Source organism: Glycomyces sp. NPDC047010, from assembly GCF_040644205.1.
Taxonomy (GTDB): domain Bacteria; phylum Actinomycetota; class Actinomycetes; order Mycobacteriales; family Micromonosporaceae; genus Glycomyces.
Genome location: NZ_JBEYVY010000003.1, coordinates 336,900 through 357,392, shown reverse-complemented (window position 1 = coordinate 357,392; position 20,493 = coordinate 336,900). Strand labels below are relative to the sequence as shown.

General features: G+C 70.8%; 21 protein-coding genes and 1 tRNA gene. 16 read left to right on the top strand and 6 right to left on the bottom strand.

Annotated features, from left to right (window positions below; genetic code table 11):
• The 10 genes from AB0A65_RS08085 to AB0A65_RS08040 all read left to right on the top strand — a co-directional run bounded on the left by AB0A65_RS08085 (window position 1) and on the right by AB0A65_RS08040 (window position 8,821).
• Window positions 1–792 (top strand): thiazole synthase, encoded by a 792-nt coding sequence (locus tag AB0A65_RS08085; protein WP_359948129.1) that lies wholly within the window; start codon window positions 1–3, stop codon window positions 790–792.
• Entirely contained in the window at window positions 789–1,613 is an 825-nt protein-coding gene (gene thiD, locus AB0A65_RS08080; protein ID WP_359948126.1) for a bifunctional hydroxymethylpyrimidine kinase/phosphomethylpyrimidine kinase, read from the top strand. The genes AB0A65_RS08085 and thiD overlap by 4 nt, the downstream gene beginning before the upstream one ends.
• A 232-nt stretch (window positions 1,614–1,845) precedes the next feature.
• Window positions 1,846–3,432 (top strand): phosphomethylpyrimidine synthase ThiC, encoded by a 1,587-nt coding sequence (thiC, locus tag AB0A65_RS08075; protein ID WP_359948123.1) that lies wholly within the window; start codon window positions 1,846–1,848, stop codon window positions 3,430–3,432.
• Window positions 3,433–3,677: 245 nt separating this feature from the next.
• Complete coding sequence (gene rplM, locus AB0A65_RS08070) at window positions 3,678–4,121, top strand: 50S ribosomal protein L13 (RefSeq protein ID WP_091053344.1); 444 nt, start codon at window positions 3,678–3,680, stop codon at window positions 4,119–4,121.
• Between the two features lie 21 nt (window positions 4,122–4,142).
• Window positions 4,143–4,721 (top strand): 30S ribosomal protein S9, encoded by a 579-nt coding sequence (rpsI, locus tag AB0A65_RS08065; RefSeq protein ID WP_359948119.1) that lies wholly within the window; start codon window positions 4,143–4,145, stop codon window positions 4,719–4,721.
• Window positions 4,722–4,957: 236 nt separating this feature from the next.
• The gene (glmM, locus tag AB0A65_RS08060; RefSeq protein ID WP_359948116.1) at window positions 4,958–6,286 is read left to right on the top strand and encodes a phosphoglucosamine mutase; all 1,329 of its coding nucleotides are present in this window, start codon (window positions 4,958–4,960) and stop codon (window positions 6,284–6,286) included.
• Between the two features lie 82 nt (window positions 6,287–6,368).
• Window positions 6,369–7,247 (top strand): LemA family protein, encoded by an 879-nt coding sequence (locus tag AB0A65_RS08055; RefSeq protein WP_359948113.1) that lies wholly within the window; start codon window positions 6,369–6,371, stop codon window positions 7,245–7,247.
• Window positions 7,248–7,322: 75 nt separating this feature from the next.
• Window positions 7,323–7,979 (top strand): hypothetical protein, encoded by a 657-nt coding sequence (locus AB0A65_RS08050; RefSeq protein WP_359948110.1) that lies wholly within the window; start codon window positions 7,323–7,325, stop codon window positions 7,977–7,979.
• A 49-nt stretch (window positions 7,980–8,028) separates the two neighbouring features.
• Complete coding sequence (locus AB0A65_RS08045; protein ID WP_359948107.1) at window positions 8,029–8,712, top strand: hypothetical protein; 684 nt, start codon at window positions 8,029–8,031, stop codon at window positions 8,710–8,712.
• A 34-nt stretch (window positions 8,713–8,746) separates the two neighbouring features.
• Window positions 8,747–8,821: transfer RNA gene (locus AB0A65_RS08040), tRNA-Gln, on the top strand.
• Window positions 8,822–8,835: 14 nt separating this feature from the next.
• Here the strand turns inward: AB0A65_RS08040 and AB0A65_RS08035 are convergent.
• The 6 genes from AB0A65_RS08035 to AB0A65_RS08010 all read right to left on the bottom strand — a co-directional run bounded on the left by AB0A65_RS08035 (window position 8,836) and on the right by AB0A65_RS08010 (window position 13,670).
• A complete protein-coding gene (locus tag AB0A65_RS08035) occupies window positions 8,836–9,096 on the bottom strand; it encodes a Txe/YoeB family addiction module toxin (protein WP_359948104.1) in 261 nt (86 codons plus the stop codon).
• Complete coding sequence (locus AB0A65_RS08030) at window positions 9,097–9,354, bottom strand: type II toxin-antitoxin system prevent-host-death family antitoxin (protein ID WP_359948101.1); 258 nt, start codon at window positions 9,352–9,354, stop codon at window positions 9,097–9,099.
• A gap of 73 nt (window positions 9,355–9,427) precedes the next feature.
• A complete protein-coding gene (locus AB0A65_RS08025; RefSeq protein WP_359948098.1) occupies window positions 9,428–10,513 on the bottom strand; it encodes an ROK family protein in 1,086 nt (361 codons plus the stop codon).
• Between the two features lie 3 nt (window positions 10,514–10,516).
• Window positions 10,517–11,728, bottom strand: a complete 1,212-nt coding sequence (locus tag AB0A65_RS08020) for an ABC transporter permease (protein WP_359948705.1) — start codon at window positions 11,726–11,728, stop codon at window positions 10,517–10,519.
• A gap of 62 nt (window positions 11,729–11,790) precedes the next feature.
• Window positions 11,791–12,552 carry an ATP-binding cassette domain-containing protein gene (locus AB0A65_RS08015; RefSeq protein ID WP_359948702.1) on the bottom strand — a complete coding sequence of 254 codons (762 nt, stop codon included), beginning with the start codon at window positions 12,550–12,552 and terminating at the stop codon, window positions 11,791–11,793.
• Window positions 12,553–12,569: 17 nt separating this feature from the next.
• On the bottom strand, window positions 12,570–13,670 hold the full coding sequence (locus AB0A65_RS08010; protein ID WP_359948095.1) for a substrate-binding domain-containing protein: 1,101 nt from the start codon (window positions 13,668–13,670) through the stop codon (window positions 12,570–12,572).
• Window positions 13,671–13,883: 213 nt separating this feature from the next.
• Between AB0A65_RS08010 and glmU the strand changes: the two genes are divergently transcribed.
• The 6 genes from glmU (at window position 13,884) to AB0A65_RS07980 (ending at window position 20,449) form a co-directional block, all read left to right on the top strand.
• The gene (gene glmU, locus AB0A65_RS08005) at window positions 13,884–15,323 is read left to right on the top strand and encodes a bifunctional UDP-N-acetylglucosamine diphosphorylase/glucosamine-1-phosphate N-acetyltransferase GlmU (protein WP_359948092.1); all 1,440 of its coding nucleotides are present in this window, start codon (window positions 13,884–13,886) and stop codon (window positions 15,321–15,323) included.
• A gap of 101 nt (window positions 15,324–15,424) precedes the next feature.
• Window positions 15,425–16,408 (top strand): ribose-phosphate diphosphokinase, encoded by a 984-nt coding sequence (locus AB0A65_RS08000; protein WP_359948089.1) that lies wholly within the window; start codon window positions 15,425–15,427, stop codon window positions 16,406–16,408.
• A gap of 201 nt (window positions 16,409–16,609) precedes the next feature.
• The gene (locus AB0A65_RS07995) at window positions 16,610–17,215 is read left to right on the top strand and encodes a 50S ribosomal protein L25/general stress protein Ctc (RefSeq protein ID WP_359948086.1); all 606 of its coding nucleotides are present in this window, start codon (window positions 16,610–16,612) and stop codon (window positions 17,213–17,215) included.
• A 9-nt stretch (window positions 17,216–17,224) separates the two neighbouring features.
• A complete protein-coding gene (pth, locus tag AB0A65_RS07990; RefSeq protein WP_359948083.1) occupies window positions 17,225–17,812 on the top strand; it encodes an aminoacyl-tRNA hydrolase in 588 nt (195 codons plus the stop codon).
• A gap of 171 nt (window positions 17,813–17,983) precedes the next feature.
• Window positions 17,984–19,444: a sugar transferase gene (locus AB0A65_RS07985; protein ID WP_359948080.1), complete on the top strand. Its 1,461-nt coding sequence runs from the start codon at window positions 17,984–17,986 to the stop codon at window positions 19,442–19,444.
• 183 nt (window positions 19,445–19,627) lie between these two features.
• Complete coding sequence (locus tag AB0A65_RS07980) at window positions 19,628–20,449, top strand: 3'(2'),5'-bisphosphate nucleotidase CysQ (RefSeq protein ID WP_359948077.1); 822 nt, start codon at window positions 19,628–19,630, stop codon at window positions 20,447–20,449.
• Window positions 20,450–20,493 lie beyond the last annotated feature (44 nt).

Genomic DNA, 20,493 nt, shown 5'->3' with positions numbered 1-20,493 from the left:
ATGTCCACTGTGCTCAGAAAACGCGACACCGCGTTCACCATCGCCGGGCGGACCTTCGGGTCCCGGCTCATCCTCGGGACCGGCGGCGCCGCCAGCCACGTGCAGCTCGCCGAGGCCATCACCGCCTCCGGGACCGAACTGGTCACCGTGGCGCTCAGGCGCGTCGACCCCGGCGCGTCCGGGTCCGTGCTCGACGTCATCGAGCAGTGCGGCGTCGGCGTCCTCCCCAACACCGCGGGCTGCTTTACCGCCGAGCAGGCCGTGCGCACCGCGCATCTCGCCCGCGAGGCGTTCGGCACCGAGTGGATCAAACTCGAAGTGATCGGCGACGAGGACACGCTCCTGCCCGACCCCGTCGAACTCCTCGACGCTGCCGAGACCCTCGTCCGCGACGGGTTCACGGTCCTCCCGTACACCAGCGACGACCCGGTCCTCGCCCGCCGCCTCGAAGACGCCGGATGCGCCGCCGTCATGCCCCTCGCCGCGCCCATCGGCACCGGGCTCGGCGTCCGCAACCCCCACAACCTGGCGCTCATCTGCGACAACGCCGTCGTCCCCGTCATCTGCGACGCCGGTATCGGCACCGCCTCCGACGCCGCCCAGGCAATGGAACTCGGCTGCGCCGCGGTTCTCCTCGCCACCGCCGTCACCCGCGCCGCCGACCCCGCGCTCATGGCCGCCGCCATGCGCGACGCCGTCAACGCCGGGCGCGCCGCCCGCCTCGCCGGACGCATCCCCAAGCGGCACTTGGCGAAAGCGTCCACAGCCTTTGAAGGGATGGCCGACCTGTGAACCGCGCCCACCCGCAGCCGCCCGTCGCCCTCACCATCGCCGGATCGGACTCCGGCGGCGGCGCCGGCATCCAGGCCGACCTGCACACGTTCGCCGCGCACGGCGTCCACGGCACCAGCGTCCTCACCGCGGTCACCGCCCAGAACACTCGCGGCGTCACCGCCGCCGAAGCGGTCTCCGAGGCACTCGTCCGGGCCCAGCTCGACGCGGTCCTCGCTGACTTCCCTGTTGCCGCCGCCAAGACCGGGATGCTCGGCGGGGTCCGGCTCCTGGAGCTCGTGGCCGAATACGGACGGGACGACCGGCTGCCGAACCTCGTCGTCGACCCGGTCATGGTCACCACCACCGGCGACTCCCTGTACGCCGGGGACCCGGCCGCATACCTCGGCGGGCTCGGGCCGCTCGCGACGGTCCTGACCCCCAACCTGATCGAGGCGCAACTGCTACTGGGGCGCGCCATCGCCTCGGTCGAGGACATGCGCGAGGCCGCCCGCGCGCTGGCGACCTACGGGCCGCGGGCCGTGCTGGTCAAAGGCGGACACCTCAAAGGCGGCGACACGGCCGTCGACGTGCTGTGGTGCGACGGGCAGATGCTCGATCTGGCCGCCCCGCGCGTCGCCACCCGCAACGACCACGGCACCGGCTGCACCCTCGCCTCGGCGATCGCCGCGCGCCTCGCCCTCGGCCACCCGCTCGCGCAGGCGGTCGCGGGCGCCAAGGTCTACGTCACCGAGGCCCTCAAAGCGGCCGCCGACTGGCACTTGGGCACTGGCCCCGGGCCGGTCCACCATCATCACGGCCGCAAGAGCGCGGCCCTCTGAACGGCATGGCAAATCGCAGGCACACCAAGCACCGCCCGGATCCGAAATCACGGGCCCCCGGTCAAAACCCTGGCACGGGGGTACGACAGCGCCCGGCGAGCGGCGGAAGGCGGGCAGCACAAGCATCGCCCGAATCGGGAAATTCGGGCCCCCGGTTCAAACCCTGCATTGCAGGTACGACAGTTCGCGGCCGGGCCGCGGGTCGGTTGATCGAGATCACTGAGGAGAGAGCATGAACGGCAGGAGCAAGGTGTACGTCGAAGGGGCGCGGGCGGGTGTGCGGGTTCCGTTCACCGAGGTGGCGCTGAGCGGCGGGGAGGCTCCCGTGCGGTTGTACGACACGTCGGGGCCCGGGTCGGAGCCGGAGGTCGGGCTGCCGCAGCTGCGGGCGCACTGGATCGCCGAGCGGCACGGGGCCGGGGAGACCGTCGAGGTCGGCGGCCGCGAGCTGCCCTGCCGGACGCAGCTCCACCACGCGAAGCAGGGCGTCGTCACCCCCGAGATGGAGTTCGTCGCGATCCGGGAGGGCCTCGACGCCGAGTTCGTGCGGGCCGAGATCGCCGCCGGGCGGGCGATCCTGCCCGCGAACGTCAACCACGCCGAGACCGAGCCGATGGTCATCGGGAAGAACTTCCTCACCAAGATCAACGCGAACATCGGGACCTCCGCCGTCTCCGACTCCATCGCCGCCGAGGTCGAGAAGCTCACCTGGGCCGTCAAATGGGGCGCCGACACCGTGATGGACCTCTCCACCGGGAAGCACATCCACGAGACCCGCGAGCACATCATGCGCAACTCCCCGGTCCCCATCGGCACCGTCCCGCTCTACCAGGCCCTCGAAAAGGTCAACGGCGACCCGGTCAAGCTCACGTGGGAGGTCTACCGCGACACCATCATCGAGCAGGCCGAGCAGGGCGTCGACTACATGACCGTCCACGCCGGGGTCCTCCTGCGGTACGTGCCCCTCGCCGCCGAGCGCGTCACCGGAATCGTCTCGCGCGGCGGGTCGATCATGGCCGCGTGGTGCCTCGCGCACCACCGGGAGAACTTCCTGTACGAGCACTTCCGCGAGCTGTGCGAGATCTTCGCCGAGTACGACATCGCGTTCTCTCTCGGCGACGGCCTGCGCCCCGGGTCCATCGCCGACGCCAACGACGAGGCCCAGTTCGCCGAGCTGCGCACCCTCGGCGAGCTCACCCACATCGCGTGGGAGTACGACGTGCAGGTCATGGTCGAGGGCCCCGGGCACGTCCCCATGCACAAGATCAAGGAGAACGTCGACCTCCAGCAGGAGATCTGCGGCGAGGCCCCGTTCTACACGCTCGGGCCGCTCACCACCGACATCGCGCCCGCCTACGACCACATCACCTCTGCGATCGGCGCCGCCATGATCGGCTGGTTCGGCACCGCGATGCTCTGCTACGTGACCCCCAAGGAGCACCTCGGCCTCCCGAACCGCGACGACGTCAAGGAGGGCGTCATCGCCTACAAGATCGCCGCCCACGCCGCCGACCTCGCCAAAGGCCACCCGCAGGCCCAGGCATGGGACGACGCCCTCTCCAAGGCCCGCTTCGAGTTCCGCTGGCAGGACCAGTTCAACCTGGCCCTCGACCCCGACCGCGCCCGCGAGTACCACGACGAGACCCTCCCCGCCGAACCCGCGAAGACCGCCCACTTCTGCTCCATGTGCGGCCCCAAGTTCTGCTCCATGAAGATCTCCCAGGAACTGAAGGAGTACGCGGCGAAGGGCATGGCCGGCAAGAGCGAGGAGTTCGCCGCCTCCGGGGGCCGCGTCTACCTGCCCGTGGTCGACCAGTAGCGCCGACCGGCAGCGCCGACGAGGAGCTGTATCCGAGGTCACGGCGGCCGCCTTCAAGGGGGCCGCCACCACCGCGTAGACTTGGCAGCTGTTGTTCGAGTGCCCCCAGCGGGGGCGCTGTCCAACGAATCCCGGACGGCCGTCGAACGGCCGGCGCGCGCCGCATCGCGGCCGCGGGGATTCAGGCGGTCCCGCCCTCATCTGCGGGATTCGTTCCACACCGACAACGAAAGCTAGGTAACACTGTGCCGACGTACACTCCCAAAGCGGGTGACCTCGACCCGCAGTGGCTCGTGATCGACGCGACCGACGTGGTGTTGGGTCGTCTCGCGACGCACACGGCCGAACTGCTCCGCGGCAAGCACAAGCCGACGTTCACCCCGAACGCAGACACCGGCGACTACGTCATCGTGGTCAACGCCGAGAAGGTCGTGCTGACCCGCAACAAGCTCCAGACCAAGAAGGCGATCCGCCACTCCGGCTACCCGGGCGGTCTCAAGGAGAAGTCCTACGCCGAGCTGATGGAGAAGGCCCCGACGAAGGTGGTCGAGAAGGCCGTCATCGGCATGCTGCCGAAGACCAAGCTCGGCCGCAGCGTGTTCAAGAAGCTGAAGGTCTACGCGGGCCCCGGCCACCCGCACGCCGCCCAGCAGCCGAAGCCGTACGAGATCACGAAGGTCGCGCAGTAGCGCGCGGTCAGGAGCAGACACATGAGTGACGAGATCCAGGCCACCGAGGCCGTCGAGACCGAGGCCGTCGAGGCCCCCGCCGCTGAGCCCGAGACCGAGACCGCCGAGGTCGTCGAGGTCGCTGAGACCCCTGAGGCCGTCGAGGTCCCGGTCGAGGTCCCCGCCGACGTCGCCGCCGCGCCGTCCGTGCCCAGCATCCCCGCGATCCCGATCGACCGCCCGATCCAGACCGTGGGCCGCCGCAAGCGCGCCATCGCCCGCGTCCGCCTGGTCCCGGGCACCGGCAAGTACGTCGTCAACGGCAAGAGCCTTGAGGACTACTTCCCGTCCAAGGTCCACCAGCAGACCGTCGCGGAGCCCTTCGTGACCGTCGAGGCCGGCGACAACTTCGACGTCCTCGTCAACATCCACGGCGGCGGCGCCACCGGCCAGGCCGGCGCCCTGCGCCTCGGCATCGCCCGCGCCCTGCTGGAGGTCGACCCGAACATGCGCCCGGCCCTCAAGGCCGCCGGCTTCCTGACCCGCGACGCCCGCGAGAAGGAATCGAAGAAGTACGGCCTCAAGAAGGCCCGCAAGGCGCCGCAGTACTCGAAGCGCTAGCACGCACCGCCCGGCCGGGGCGAAGCTCACGAGCCGTGAGACCACCCGGCCGGGGGACGCGCTAGTCTGCACAAGCGACGGGGCTGCCGAGGAGGACATCCTCGGCGGCCCCTTTTTCCATGCCACCCGGCAGGCCGAACCGGCGCTGCCACCGACCGACCGGTCCGGTCCCGCTCCGCAGGGCACGCGAGAGGCCCGCGGACGCCGCGCCCGGCACCAAGATGGGAAGCCACACCGTGTCACGACTGTTCGGCACCGACGGCGTACGGGGGCGGGCGAACGCCGACCTCACGCCCGACCTGGCACTCCGCCTCAGCATCGCCGCCGCCCGCGTCCTCGGCGCCACCGGCAGGCGCACCGTCGCCGTGATCGGCCGCGACCCCCGCGCCTCCGGCGAGATGCTCGCCGCCGCCAGCGCCGCCGGCCTCGCCGCCGCCGGAGCCAAGGTCATCGACCTGGGCATCCTTCCCACGCCCGCCGTCGCACACCTCACCGCGCTGACCGGCGCCGACTTCGGCGTCATGGTCTCCGCCTCCCACAACCCCATGCCCGACAACGGCATCAAGTTCTTCGCCACGGGCGGGCGCAAACTCCCCGACGACGTCGAGGACGCCATCGAAGCCGCCATGGACGACCCCGCCCCCCTCCCGCAGGGCGAGGGCGTCGGCCGCATCGCCCGCTCCGTCGACCCCGTCGAGTCCTACATCGAGCACCTCGTGGCCGTGTGCCCGAACCCGCTCACCGGCATCAAGGTCGTCGTCGACCCCGCCAACGGCGCCGCCACCGGCGCGGCCCCCGAGGCCCTCCGCCGCGCGGGCGCCGAGGTCGTCACGATCAACGCCGACCCCAACGGCCTCAACATCAACGAGGACTGCGGGTCCACGCACATGGACGGCCTGCGCGCCGCCGTCGTCGCGCACGGGGCCGACGCCGGGATCGCCCTCGACGGCGACGCCGACCGCTGCCTCGCCGTCGACGCCGAGGGGAACACCGTCGACGGGGACGCCATCATGGCGATCCTCGCGCTGGCGATGCGCGACGCGGGGAACCTCCGCGGGGGCGTCCTCGTGACCACCGTCATGAGCAACCTCGGCCTGCACCAGGCCATGGGCGAGGCCGGGATCGAGCTGGAGACCACGAAGGTGGGGGACCGGTACGTCCTGGAGCGCCTCGCCGAGGGCGGGTTCTCCCTCGGCGGCGAGCAGTCCGGGCACATCATCATGTCCGACCACGCGACCACCGGGGACGGCTCGCTGACCGCGATCATGCTGCTCGCGCGCATGGCCGCGACGGGGCGGACCCTGAAGGACCTCGCGTCGGTGTTCACGCCCGCGCCGCAGGTGCTGCTGAACGTGCGGGTCGCCGACAAGTCGGTGATCGACCACGAGGACGTCAAGAGCGCGGTCGCGCTGTGGCAGGCGAAGCTCGGCGCCGACGGCCGGGTCCTGCTGCGGCCCTCCGGGACCGAGCCGCTCGTGCGGGTCATGGTCGAGGCGTCGGAGGAGCCCGTCGCGCAGTCGGTCGCCGCCGAGCTCGCCGCGGTCGTGGAGCACGCCCATTCCTGACCATTGACCACCGTCTCTGTACGCGGGAGGGCCCCCTCGGGGGTGCCCTCCCGCTGGCACAGATGGACTAGGCTCACGGACTATGGACAACCCAATCGTCTGGATCCTGATCCTCGTTCTGCTGATCGGCCTGATCGTGCTGTTCGCCGTCATCGGCGGCCGCAACAAGCTGGTCCGCCTGCGGAACATCACCCAGGAGTCCTGGGCGCAGATCGACGTGGAGCTCCAGCGCCGGTACGACCTGCTCGACAACCTGATGTACATCGTGCAGCAGGCCGCGGGCGCCGAGAACGCCACGCTCCGCCAGGTCGCCGAGGCCCGCTCGGCCGCGATGCAGGCCCGGCAGGACCCGAACGCCGGGCACGGCGTGCAGGGCCAGGTCGAGGGCCAGCTCGGGAACGCGATCCGCGGCGTCATCCACATGCAGGAGGCGTACCCCGCGCTCCAGACCAACCAGAACTTCCTCCAGCTCCAGACGGAGATGGCCGAGACCGAGAACCGCATCGCCGCCCCGCGCCGGTTCTACAACGCGAACGTGCGCGAGTACAACACCGCGCTCCAGGTCTTCCCCGGCTCGATCTCCGCGAAGATGGGCGGCTTCACGCCCGAGGAGTACTTCGAGCTGGACACGCCCGAGGCCCGCACCGCCCCGAAGCTCCGCGAGATGGGCCAGCCCGGCTTCATGCAGCAGCCCCAGCAGCAGCAGATGCCGCCGCAGCCCGCGCCCGGCCAGCTCCCCGGCTACGGCCAGCCCCAGCAGCCCGGTTACGGCCAGCAGCCCGGCTACCAGCAGCCGATGCAGCAGCCCGGGTACGGCCAGCAGCCGCAGCAACCGGGCTACGGGCAGCAGCCCCCGCCCGGGTACGGCCAGCCCCAGCAGGGCTACGGCCAGCCCGGCTACCCGCAGCAGCCCCAGCAGCCCCAGCAGCCCGGGTACGGCCAGCAGCCCTACGGCCGGTAGCCCGCCGCCCCGATCCCCCCTGCCCCGCCGAGAGCCCCGAGCGACCCCGGCACACCGTAAGAAGGAATGCGCCCCGTGGACAGCAGCAACTGGGTGATCTACGTCGTCTGCGGCGTGATCGTCGCCGCCATCGCCTACTTCGGCTGGCGCGCCCGCCAGAAGAAGATCGCGATGTACCGGGCCTGGGCGGCCCAGTACGGCTTCACGTACGAGCCGTCCGACAACTCCGTGGTCGGCCTCTCCAGCGAGGACCCGTTCAACAACGGGCACTCCCGCAAGGGCATCGACGTGTTCCGGGGGATGTACAAGGGCTCCCACATCGTGTTCTTCCAGTACCAGTACACGACGGGCTCCGGCAAGGAGCAGCAGACCCACACCAACCAGATCGTCGCGATCGGCCTGCCCACGACCCGGCCGCTGCTGGACATCAGCCAGGAGAACTTCCTGACGAAGCGGTTCGCGAAGGACATCGACTTCGAGAACCAGGCGTTCAACGACTTCTTCCGCATCAAGTCCCCGAACCGCCGCTTCGCCTACGACGTGATCCACGCCCGCACCATGGAGTGGATGCTCGCCGACCAGCGCGCCCGCTCCTACCAGTGGCGCTTCGAGGGCCCGTGGCTCATGACCTTCCGCTCCGGCGCCCTCAAGCTCGACGAGGTCTTCTTCTACGCCGACTTCCTCGTCGACATCTACGCCCAGGTGCCCAGACACGTCTGGTCGAACAGCTAGCTGCAAGGGCCGCGCCATCCGGCGCGGCCCGCGCCTTTTGGAGGACCCCTTGGCCGGACTGGTGGTGGTCTTCGCGCTGTTCGTGATCGTGGCCGCGGGGGCGGTGATCGGCGCGGTCCTGCTCCTCAAGGCGGACACCGTGCAGCGTGCCAAAGGCGATCCCAACGCGGAGTGGGCCGCGGTGTACGGGCTGCACTACCTGCGGGAGGACCGCATGGTGCTGCGCCTGTCGCAGTGGCCGCCGTTCAGCGGCACGCTCAGCGAGCGGTTCACGCACGTGACGCGCGGGTACTACCGCGGCAAGCCGCTGCTGTGCTACACGTTCCGGTACACCACGGTCGTCGACGTCTTCGTCCGCGACCGCCAGACCGAGAGGGTGGTGTCGCTGGTCGCGGTCGGCGTGCGCGGATCGTTCCCGGTCCTCGACGTCGCGCCCCTGGGCACCCAGGCGTGGCTGCTGAGCAAACGGGTCGAGTTCGAGCATCAGGCGTTCAACGACCGGTACGTGGTCGGATCGCCGGACCCCCGCTTCGCCTACGACGTGATCCACCCGCGCCTGATGGAGTGGCTCATGGCCGACGCCCGCGCGCTCACCACCGGCTGGCGCCTGGAGGGCCCGTGGATCATGGCGTGCAGCGAGGGCCCGCTGCGGGTCGCCGAGGTGCCCGTGCGCGCCGACTTCCTCCACGACGTGATCGCGTACATGCCCGGCCACGTGTGGCCCGACCAATAGCGATATCCTTGTTCCGGCCGCCCCGTGCGGCCATTGGCCCGTGGTGTAATCGGCAACACTACTGATTTTGGTTCAGTCGTTTCAGGTTCGAGTCCTGGCGGGCCAGCCAGAATGCGGACGCCGTCAGGCGTCGTAGCGGCCGCGGGCCTGGATGATCTCCAGCGTGTCGTCCCGGACCCGGTAGACGAGGCGGTGCTCGTCGTCGATCCGGCGCGACCACCAGCCGGACAGCGGGCCCTTCAGCGGCTCGGGTTTCCCGATGCCCGTGAACGGCTCGCGCTTGATTTCCTCGACCAGGCGGTTGATCCGCTTGACGAGCTTGCGGTCGGTCTCGGCCCAGAAGGTGTAGTCCTCCCAGCCAGCCTCGGAGAAGACCGTCTTCACTCAGTCGTCCTCGACTTCGATGAGGTCGCGGACGGTGCCGCCCCCGGCGTCCATCTCGGCGATGGACTTCATCAGGCGCTCGGCGTTGCGGCGCGACCGGAGCAGGAACATCGTCTCCTGCCACGCTTCGTAGTCCTCTTCGGACATCAGGACGGCGTTGCCGGCCTTCGAGGCGATGCGGACGGGGGCGTGGTCGTCGTTGACCTTCTTGATGAGCGGGAACAGATCCCTCCGGGCCTCACTGGCTGTGATGGTCATCGGGCCGCCTCCTCTCGCAGCAGTGGGACTTTACATGGTACACGACATGTACGGAAAAACGTACCAGCCTGCCTCAGCGCATGCCGTCAATGACCGCTGCGAAGCCTGTCTCCGATGCTCCGATGAGGGCGCCTTCGTCTCCGAGGACGGGGGTGCGGAGGCGGAGGCGGGAGCGGAGGTGGGGGAGGGTGGTCTCGGCGAGGGCGGAGCGGACGGGGGCCGCCGCGGAGAGGTAGAGCTCGCGGAGCCAGCCGCCGAAAAGGATCTCGTCGGGGCCGGTGGCCGTGACGACGGCGCCGAGGGCGCGGCCCAGGTCCTCGCCGGAGCGGCGGAGGCCGTCGCGGGCGAGGGCGTCGCCCATGCCGGCGGCGGCGGTGGCGTGCTCGATGTCCTCCGCGTACCCGAACACCTCCATCTCGGCCTCCAGGCACCCGCGCAGGCCGCACGCGCATTCGCGCCCGCCGGGCTGGACCACGATGTGCCCCAGCTGGATCGAGCCGCCGCGCTGGGCGCGGCCGTCGGCGACCAGGCCCGCGGTGAGGCCGCGGCCGCCGTGCAGGTACAGGAGCTTCACGGACTCGTGGGCGTCGCCGCGGGACCACTCGCCGACCGCGGCGGCGGTCGCGGTGTCCACGACCTGCCAGGCGCGGCCGGTCGCCGACGCGAGGTCGGCGGCCAGGTCGCGCCCGGCCCAGCCGAGCTCGGTGGAGTGGGCGACGACGCCGGCGTCGACGAGGCCCGGGACGGCCGCGACCGCTTCGAGGGCGTCGCGGGCGGTCCCGCCGGTGACGACCGCGACGGCCTCCACGGGGTCGGTGCCGTCGAGTTCGGTCTCGGCGCGTTCGAGGACTTCGCCGCCGAGGCCGACGAGCGCGAACCGCACCCGGTCGGCGCGGATCTCGACGGCGGTCACGGTGGCGGCCTTGGGGACGCACTCCACGAGGGTGGAGGGCCGGCCGGCCGAGCCGGTCGACCGCCCCGTCGTCTCGTGGAGGTGCCCCGACTCGGCGAGGTCCGCCGCGAGCGCGCCGATCGTCGACCGGTTGAGCCCGAGGGCCTCGGTGAGTTCGGCGCGGGTCTGGGGACCGTGCCGGTGGAGCTGCTCGACGAGCGCTGCGCGGTTGCGTCGCCGCAGCTCCTCGGTCCCGGTCCGGGCCACCGGTCAGTGCCTGCCGAAGAGCTTGCCCCGGCCCCGCGACATGGCGTCGACGCCCGCCGCGAGGAGCAGGACCGCACCGGTGACGCCGAACCGCACCCCGGCGCTGAGGCCCATGAGCCCCATGCCGTTGTTGATGATCGCCACCACCGCTCCTCCCAGGAGGGCAGCCCGCACCGTGCCCTTGCCTCCGAAGAGGCTAGCACCGCCGATCACCGCCGCCCCGACCGAAAGCAGCAGCACATTGGACCCTCCGGTGTTGGGATCCACCGAGGCCGCACGGGATGCGGCGACGACGCCGCCGACCGCGGCCATGCCCGAGCAGATGACGAACGCGGCGATCCGCACGCGGTCCACGTTGACCCCGGCGCGCACGGCCGCCTCCGGGTTCCCGCCGACCGCGTAGAGGTGGCGCCCGAACCTGGTGCGGTGCAGGATGAACGTCCACACCGCGAACAGGCCGCCGAGGATCACCACGACGACGGGCACGCCGGTGAGGGAGATGATCTGCGGGTTCGCCGAGCGCTCCAGGTTGAGCAGGAACACGCCCGCGGCCAGGAGCGCCGTGAGCGCCCCGATCCGCGCGAGCACGACCGCGAGCGGCTCGTGCACGAGCGACCGCGCGATGCGCCGCCGCCACCGCTGTATCTGTATGGCGCCGTAGGCGGCCGCGGTGACGGCCAGGAGCGCCCAGCCCTGCCACCGCTCCAGGTTGCCGCCCGCGATGGTCTTGACGGTCTCGTCGTTGATGGAGATGTTGCTGCCCTCGTCGAGGATCATCAGCACGATCCCCTGGAACGCCAGGAACGCCGCCAAGGTGACCACGAAGGAAGGGATGCCGAGCTTCACCACGAGCGTCCCGAGCACCAGCCCGATGACGACGCCGGTGGCGAGCGCCGCGCCGATCGCCAGCGGCCAGGGCATCCCCCAGTCGGTGAGGATCACGGCCATCACGGAGGCGCACACGCCCGACGCGAAGCCCGCGGACAGGTCGATCTCGCCGAGGATGAGCACGAACACCAGGCCCATCGCGATGCACGCGACGGCCGCGCCCTGCCCGAACAGGTTCGCGAGGTTCCCCACGGACAGGAACACGGGCTTCGACAGCCCGAAGAACACGCACAGCGCGATGATCCCGGCGACCGCCGGGAGCGCCCCGACCTCGCCGGACCGGACGTTCGCCCAGTAGTCCTTCGCGTGGTCGACGACGGCCTGCACCGCGCCGGGGGCGGGCGGGGCCGCCTGCGGGGTGTCGGCGTCGTTCGGAAGCACAGGGGTGGTCACGGCCGGGCTCCGTTCTGGTCGGTCAGGCCCAGCTGGCCGGAGCGGCCGCTGGTGATCAACTCGACGACCTGCGACTGCGTGGTGTCGGCCGCGTCGAGCACGGCGGCCATGCGCCCCAGGTAGAGCGCGGCGATCCGGTCGGCCACGGCGAACACGTCGTTGAGGTTGTGGGAGATGTAGAGGACGGCCAGGCCCTGGTCGGCGAGGCGCCGGATGAGTTCGAGGACCTGGCGGGTCTGGGCCACGCCGAGCGCGGCGGTCGGCTCGTCGAGGATGACCAGCCGCGAGTTCCACAGGACCGCCTTGGCGATGGCGACGGTCTGGCGCTGCCCGCCCGAGAGGCTCGCGACGGGCTGGCGGAGGTTGCGGATGGTGCGCACCGCGAGCGAGGAGAGGGTCTCGGCGGCGAGCTGCTCCATCGCGTCGTCGTCGAGGACGATGCCCCGGAGCTTCTCGCGCCCGAGGAAGAGGTTCTCGACGACGTCGAGGTTGTCGCACAGGGCGAGGTCCTGGTAGACGACCTCGATCCCGAGGCCCGCGGCGTCGCGCGGCCCGGAGATGGTCCGGGGCTCCCCGTCGACGCGGACCTCGCCGCCGTCGACGCTGTGGATCCCGGCCACGCATTTGACCAGAGTGGACTTCCCTGCGCCGTTGTCGCCGACCAGGGCGCAGACCTCTCCGGCGTCGATCGCGAGATCGACGTCGGAGAGGACCTCCACCGGTCCGAAGCGCTTCGAGATGCCGGTGAGTTCGAGCAGCACCGTATTCTTCTCCTTTAACCGATCCCGTGCTCGGTGCACAGGGCCGCGTAGTCGCCGGCGCACAGCTCCGCCGCGTCGGCGAAGCCCTCGTCGACGACGGTCTGGATGTTCTCGACCGTGACCGAGATGGGTTCGAGCAGCACCGCGGGCACGTCGTTCCCGGACACCGGGTCGACGACCGAGGCGTCGGTCTCGGGCTTCTCGCCGTTCGCGAGGGCCACCGCGAGCTCGGCCGCGCTGGACGCTTCCTGCTGGATGGGCTTGTAGACGGTCATGCACTGGTCGCCGGTGAGGATGTTCTGGAGCCCCTGGACGGTGGCGTCCTGGCCGGTGACCGGCACGGTGCCGTTCAGGTTGTTGCGCTGGAGGACGGTGATCACGGCGTGGGCGAGGCCGTCGTTGGCGGCCAGCACCCCGTCGATCTCGGCGCCGGTGTCGGTGAGCATCTGCTCGAACAGCGTGCCGCCCTGGGCGTTGTCCCAGTCGGGGACCCACTCGTCGGGGCCCTTCTCGAAGGTCCCGTCGGCGTACAGCGGGTCGAGGACCGAGTCGTACCCGTTCTTGAACAGGGTCGCGTTGTTGTCGGTGGGGGAGCCGTTCAGCTCGGCGATGAGGGAGGGGCCCGCGGCGCCTTCGAGGCACGTGACGAGGCCCTGGCCCTGGAGGACGCCGACCTGCTCGTTGTCGAAGCTGACGTAGTAGTCCGCGCCGCCGTCCTCGGTGAGGCGGTCGTAGTCGATGGTGGCCACGCCCTGGGACTTGGCCTTCTCGATGACCGTCTTGCCGGTGCCGGAGTCGAGGTTCACGGTGACGAGGACGTCCACGCCGTTGGTGAGCATCTGGTCCGCGATGGTCTGGAAGTCCTCGCGGCTGCCCTGGGCGTTCTGGATGTCGTAGTCGACCCCGGCCGCCTCGAACGCCTCTTCGAGGTACTTGCGGTCAGCGGTCTCCCACCGGTCGGACGAGGCGGAGTCGGGGAGGATGACGCCGATGAGCGGGGTGTCGCCGTCGCCCCCGGCGCCGTCGTCGCCGGAGCCGCAGGCGGCCGCGGTCAGGGCCAGGGCCGCCGCGCCCAGCGCGGCGAGGAGTCGGAGCGGGCTGCTGGTGGAGTGCATGAGAGGTACCTCCGAGATTTGTTGTTGACTGCAACATATGATGGGCGACACACATCGCACAAGAGGCGGCGGGGTGGAGAACGTGTTCCAGACGTAACGATTCGGTAATGGGGCGACTGCGCTTCTCTGCACGGCTCGCAAGCTTCGCCGAGGCGTCAGCGGTCCGGCGGCCCGGGCCGTTCACGTCGGCGCCACCGACTACCATGGCCCATCATGAGCAGTGAGCGTTCTGCGATCATCCTGGCCGCCGGCCTGGGCACCCGCATGAAGTCCACCAAACCGAAGGTCCTCCACGAGGTGCTCGGCCGCACCCTGGTGGGCCACGTCCTCCGCAGCGTGCGGGCGATCCGCCCCGAGCGCCGGATCGTGGTCGTCGGGGCCGCCGCGGACCAGGTCCGCGCCCACCTCGCCGAGGTCGCCCCCGAGGCCGACACGGTCTTCCAGGACAAGCAGCTGGGCACCGGCCACGCCGTGCGCATCGCCATGGACGCCAACCCCGACCTCAAGGGCACCGTCCTGGTCGCCTTCGGCGACGCGCCCCTGCTGCGCGCCGCGTCCATCGCCGAGCTCGTCGAGGTGCACGAGAAGAAGGGCAACGCCGTCACGGTCCTCACCGCCGTCGTCGACGACCCCACCGGCCTCGGCCGCATCGTGCGCGACAACGAGGGCAACGTGCTCCGCAACGTCGAGCACCGCGACGCCGACCACGCCGAGCTCGCCATCCGCGAGATCAACTCCGGCACGTTCGCGTGCGACGCCGACGTGCTGCGCGAGCAGCTCGACCGCCTCTCCACCGCGAACGACCAGGGCGAGTACTACCTCACCGACATCATCGAGCTCGCGCGCGAGGCCGGGCACACCGTCGGCGCCGTCGTCGTCGACGACCCCACCGAGACCCTCGGCTGCAACGACCGCGCGCAGCTCGCCGAACTGCGCCGGATCCTCCAGGGCCGCATCAACACCGAGCTGATGAAGTCCGGCGTCACCATGGACGACCCGGCCACCACCTGGATCGACGCCACCGTCAAGGTCGCCCCCGACGTGCTCATCCACCCGGGCGTGCAGCTCAAGGGCGCCACCGCCGTCGACTCCGGCGCCGAGATCGGCCCCGACACGACGCTCACCGACACCATCGTCGGCGCGGACGCCGAGGTCGTGCGCTCGCACGCCACGCAGGCCCACATCGGCGAGGGCGCCCACGTCGGCCCCTACGCCCACCTGCGCCCGGCCTCGAAGCTCGCCGAGCGGTCGAAGATCGGCGCGTTCGTCGAGACGAAGAACCTGGAGATGGGGGCGGGCGCCAAGGCCGCGCACCTCGCCTACCTCGGGGATGTGACGGTCGGCGCCGACGCGAACATCGGCTGCGGCGTCATCGTCGCCAACTACGACGGGGTCAAGAAGCACCACACCGAGATCGGCGAGGGCGTATTCGTCGGCTGCGACTCCGTGCTGGTCGCCCCGGTGTCGGTCGGCGACGGCGCGTACATCGGCGCCGGGTCCACGATCGTCAAGGACGTCGAGCCCGGCGACCTCGCCGTCGCCCGCGCCCGCCAGGCCGCGCTGGAGGACTGGGTCGCCAAGAAGCGCCCCGGCACCGTCTCCGACAAAGCAGCAAGGCGAGCGAAAGGTGAGGCGGGAGTGTCCGAAGCGTGACGCGACACTAAACGCGCCGGTCCCCTCGCGCTTCCGGGCAGGGTCGGGGACACTGGAACCGTCGAGGTTCTGGTGAGACGACCTATGGGGGAGCCCACGTCATGGCGAGCATGTCCGCTGTCAACTCCAAGATGCTCATGCTGTTCTCCGGGCGCGCGTACCCGGAGCTGGCCGAGGAGATCGGCAAGCACCTGGGGGTCGCGCCGACCCCGATGAGCGCGTACTCGTTCGCCAACGGCGAGCTGTTCGTGCGCTACCAGGAGTCCGTGCGCGGCTGCGACGCCTTCGTCGTGCAGTCCATGCCCGCGCCGATCAACGAGTGGGTCATGGAGACCCTCATCATGATCGACGCGCTCAAGCGCGGCTCCGCCAAGCGCATCACGATCGTCCTCCCGTTCTACCCGTACGCGCGCCAGGACAAGAAGCACCGCGGCCGCGAGCCCATCTCCGCGCGCCTGGTCGCCGACCTGTTCAAGACCGCCGGCGCCGACCGCATCCTCACCGTGGACCTGCACACCGCGCAGATCCAGGGCTTCTTCGACGGCCCCGTCGACCACCTCTTCGCCATGGGCACGCTCGCCCGCTACGTCGAGGAGAAGTACGGCGACCGCCCGATGGCGATCGTCTCGCCCGACACCGGGCGCGTGCGCCTCGCCGAGCGCTGGTCCGACCGGCTCGGCGGCTGCCCGATCGCGTTCGTGCACAAGACCCGCGACCCGCTCAAGCCCAACCAGGTGGTGGCGCACAAGGTCGTCGGCGACGTCGAGGGCCGCACCTGCCTGCTCATCGACGACATGATCGACACCGCGGGCACCATCTGCTCCGCGGCCGAGATGCTCGCCAAGTCCGGCGTCGAGGACATCGTCATCGCGTCGACGCACGCGATCATGTCCGGCCCCGCCGTCGAGCGCCTCGCCAAGGCCCCCGTCTCCGAGGTCATCGTGACGAACACGCTGCCCCTCCCCAAGGAGGCGCAGGACCTGGAGAAGATCACCACCCTGTCCATCGCCCCGCTCGTCGCGAAGGCCATCTGGGAGGTCTTCAACGACGGCTCCGTCACGACCCTGTTCGGCGGCCTCTCCTAAATCACATATCGACGCCCGTGGCAAGCCCCACCGGATGCGCGTAGTACTCTGGTGGGGTTGCCGACGGCGAGGGTGTCCTCCAGAGGGCGCCGTAATCGACGCAAAGGCGTAGGTCTTTTCAGGGCTGCTGTGCCCTTCTGAATGCCGACGTGAGCGTCGAGCGCCGCATGAATCGTTGCTAAAACACAGGGGAGTATTTCCGTGTCCGAAGTTCGTATCAGCGCAGAGCCTCGCACTGACTTCGGGAAGGGCGGTGCCCGCCGTACGCGCAGGGCTGGAAAGGTTCCCGCGGTGGTCTACGGCCACGGCGAGAAGCCGCGCCACATTTCCCTTCCCGGACTCGAATTCGCCGCCGTCCTCCGCAAGGGCGGCCTGAACCAGCTCATCCAGGTCGAGGTCACCGACGGCACCCGCGAACTGGTGATCCCCAAGGACATCCAGCGCGACCCGCTCCGCGACGAGATCGTCCACGCCGACCTCCTGATCGTCCGCCGCGGCGAGACCATCACCACCGACGTGCCGATCTCCTTCACCGGCGAGGTGGAGAAGGGCGGCCTGGTCGTGCACGAGCTCACCAGCCTCAACATCGAGGCCGAGGCCACCGCCATCCCCGACTCCATCGAGGTGGACCTGGAGGGCCTGGCCATCGGTGCGCAGCGCACCGTCGCCGAGATCGCCGTCCCCAAGGGCGTCGTCATCCTCAACGACGGCGAGCAGTCCGTCGCCACGGTGAGCGAGCCCCGCTCCGAGGCCGCCGCCGACTCCGAAGGCGACGAGGCCGCCGAGGCCCCCGCCGCCGCGGAGTAGATTCGACTCATGACCGACACCCCGACGCTCGTGGCGGGCCTGGGCAACCCCGGGCCGAAGTACGCCGCGAACCGTCACAATGTCGGTTTCATGGTCGCCGACGCCCTCGCCCGACGCGTCGGCGGCAAGTTCGCCGTGGTCCGCAAGGTCCGCGCCGAAGTCTGCGAGGCCCGCCTGGGGGTAGGCGGGCCTCGCGTCATCCTCGTGAAGCCCCTGACCTTCATGAACCTCTCGGGCGACTCGGTCGCCCCGCTCGCGCAGTACTACGGGGTCCCCGCCGAGTCGGTGATCGCCGTCCACGACGAGCTCGACATCCCGTTCGGGGAGATCCGCATCAAGCGCGGCGGCGGCGAGGGCGGCCACAACGGCCTGCGCTCGCTCTCGAAGTCCCTCGGCACCAAGGACTACGCCAGGGTACGGTTCGGCGTCGGCCGCCCGCCCGGCCGCCAGGACGCCGCCGACTTCGTCCTCAAGGACTTCGCCAAAGCCGAACGCCCCGAAGTGGACCTCGGCATCGAACTGGCCGCCGACGCGGTCGAGGCGATCATCGAGAAGGGCTTCGTGATGGCGCAGAACGTCATCAACGCGCCCTCTTAGGTTCTCCCTGCACCGCTTCCACTTTCAGGTGGACTCCCCTGACGCTCCTCGCGTGTGGACCGGTCTCATGTACTCCTTAGCGTGACAATTCCGTCACTCTTCGTCCACTCGGTCGTTAGATCCCTTGTGACGGTTACCGAGGCACTTGAGAGCTCCGAGAGCACCCATGGCGTGCAGGCGCGCGGGCGCGTCTACTCCATCAGTCCTCAGGGGACCAGGCCCTACAGCGGCCCACCCGCGTGGCAGCGCAAGTACTTCGCCGGGATCATCGCCTCGGACGTCACCGCGGGCATCCTCGGCGCGGGCCTGGCGTTCGGCGCCAGGTTCGGGCACCTCGACGGGCACACCCGCGTGTACGCGCTCGCGCTCATCGCCCTGCCTGCCGTGTGGCTCTTCGCGCTCGGGCTCTCGCGGGCCTTCGAGAAGCGGTACCTGTTCGTGGGCACCGAGGAGTACCAGCGCGTCGTGCACGCCGCCGTGGGCCTCACCGCCGTCGTCGCGATCGTCTCCTATGGACTCGAAGTCCCGACCTCGCGGGTGTTCGTGCTCATCGCGATCCCCACGGCCGCAGCGTTCTCCATCACCGCGCGCTTCGCGTGGCGCAAGTGGCTGCACCGGATGCGCCGCTCCGGCAGGTGCATGAAGCGGGTCGTCCTGGTCGGACACGAGTCCTCCGTGGCCGCGCTCATCGTGCAGCTGCGCCGCGAGCACTACCACGGGCTCAACGTCGTCGCGGCCTGTCTGCCGACCGAGCGGCCCCGGGGCGCCCTGCTGGAGTTCAACACCCGCGTGCGCGGCAGCTTCGACCGGATCGCCGAGGCCGTCGCGGCCGAGCGCGCCGACACCGTGATCGTGCTGTCGTGTCCCGAGATCGACGGGCAGGCGCTGCGGCGCCTCGCGTGGAAGCTGGAGCGCAGCGAGGTCGACCTCATCGTCGCGTCCGCGCTCGTCGACGTCGCGGGCGACCGCACCACCGTGCGCCCCGTCGACGGCCTCCCGATGCTCCACCTCGACCACGCGCGCCTCACCGGCGTGCGCCGCGTCGCCAAGGACGCCGTGGACCGCCTCGGTGCCGCGTTCATGCTGCTCATGCTGTCGCCGCTGCTGCTCGGCGCCGCGTTCCTCATCCGCTGCACCTCCCCGGGCCCGGCCCTGTTCAAGCAGGAGCGCATCGGCAAGGACGGGCAGCCGTTCACGATCTGGAAGTTCCGCACCATGTACACGGACGCGGAGCGGCGCCTCGCGGAGATCGCGCACCTCAACGAGTCCGACGGCGTGCTGTTCAAGATGAAGGACGACCCGCGGATCACCCCGATCGGGAAGTACCTGCGCCGCTTCTCGATCGACGAGTTCCCGCAGCTGGTGAACGTGCTGCGCGGCGACATGAGCCTGGTCGGGCCGCGCCCGCCGCTGGCCGTGGAGGTCGCCGCGTACGAGTCCGACATGCGCCGCCGCCTCGCCGTGAAGCCCGGCATGACCGGCCTGTGGCAGGTCTCGGGCCGCTCGGACCTGCCGTGGGAGGAGGCCGTGCGCCTGGACCTGCGGTACGTCGAGCACTGGACGCTCTCGCTCGACTTCGTGATCCTGCTGCGCACCGTCACGGCGATCCTGCGCCCGCAGGGCGCGTACTAGCACCATGCCCCCCGAGGTCGGGTGTGTCGCTGCGGCGGCGCCCCCGGCTTCAACGATGACACCGGGGTCCGACAGGGCCCCGGGTGCCGAGGAGACCGTATGGACCCGCGAACCCCTCCCATTCACCGGGACGTCCCCGCTCAGCATTTGGACGCGGAAGGGCCGCAGCGTAGACTGACCGGCATGCACGACGCCCCAGGCCCCGCGTCCGAGACCGGAGCCCCCACCGCCACGCCCGAGGCCGCGGCGCCCGCCGACACCGCCTTGGCCGCGTCGCTCGCGACCGGTGCGGGGGAGCTGCTGCTGCGGATCAGGGCCGAGCTCGGCTTCGGCGACCCGCGTGCGCTCAAGGCCGCGGGCGACCTGCGCGCCAACGACTTCCTGCTGGGCCGCCTCTCCGAGGACCGCCCCGGCGACGCCGTGCTCTCCGAGGAGGGCAAGGGCGAGGCGGGCCGCGTCGGCACCGAGCGCCTCGCCGCCGACCGCGTCTGGATCATCGACCCGCTCGACGGCACCCGCGAGTACTCCGAGGAGGGCCGCGACGACTGGGCCGTCCACGTCGCCCTCTGGCAGCGCGGCCTCGGCCTCACCGCCGCCGCCGTCGCCCTGCCCGCGCAGGGCGTGACCTTGCGCACCGACGCGGTCTACGCGGTGCCCGCCGAGGCGCCCGCCAAGCCGCGCATCGCCGTCTCCCGGACCCGCCCGCCCGCCGAGGCGCTCGCCGCGGAGGCCGCGCTCGGGGCGGAACTGGTGCCGATGGGCTCGGCCGGAGCCAAGGCCATGGCCGTGGTCGCCGGTACAGTTGACGCCTATGTCCACGCCGGCGGGCAGTTCGAGTGGGACTCCGCCGCGCCCGTCGCGGTGGCCCTGGCCTCCGGCTGGCACGCCTCGCGGATCGACGGCGCTCCGCTGCGGTACAACGCGTCCGACCCCTACCTTCCCGATCTGCTGGTCTGTCGCCCCGACCTGGCGGAGCCGCTGCTCCGCGCCGTCAACGGGCACTGACCGCACCTGGTCCGCAAGGGCCGCAACGACGACCGACACCCCGT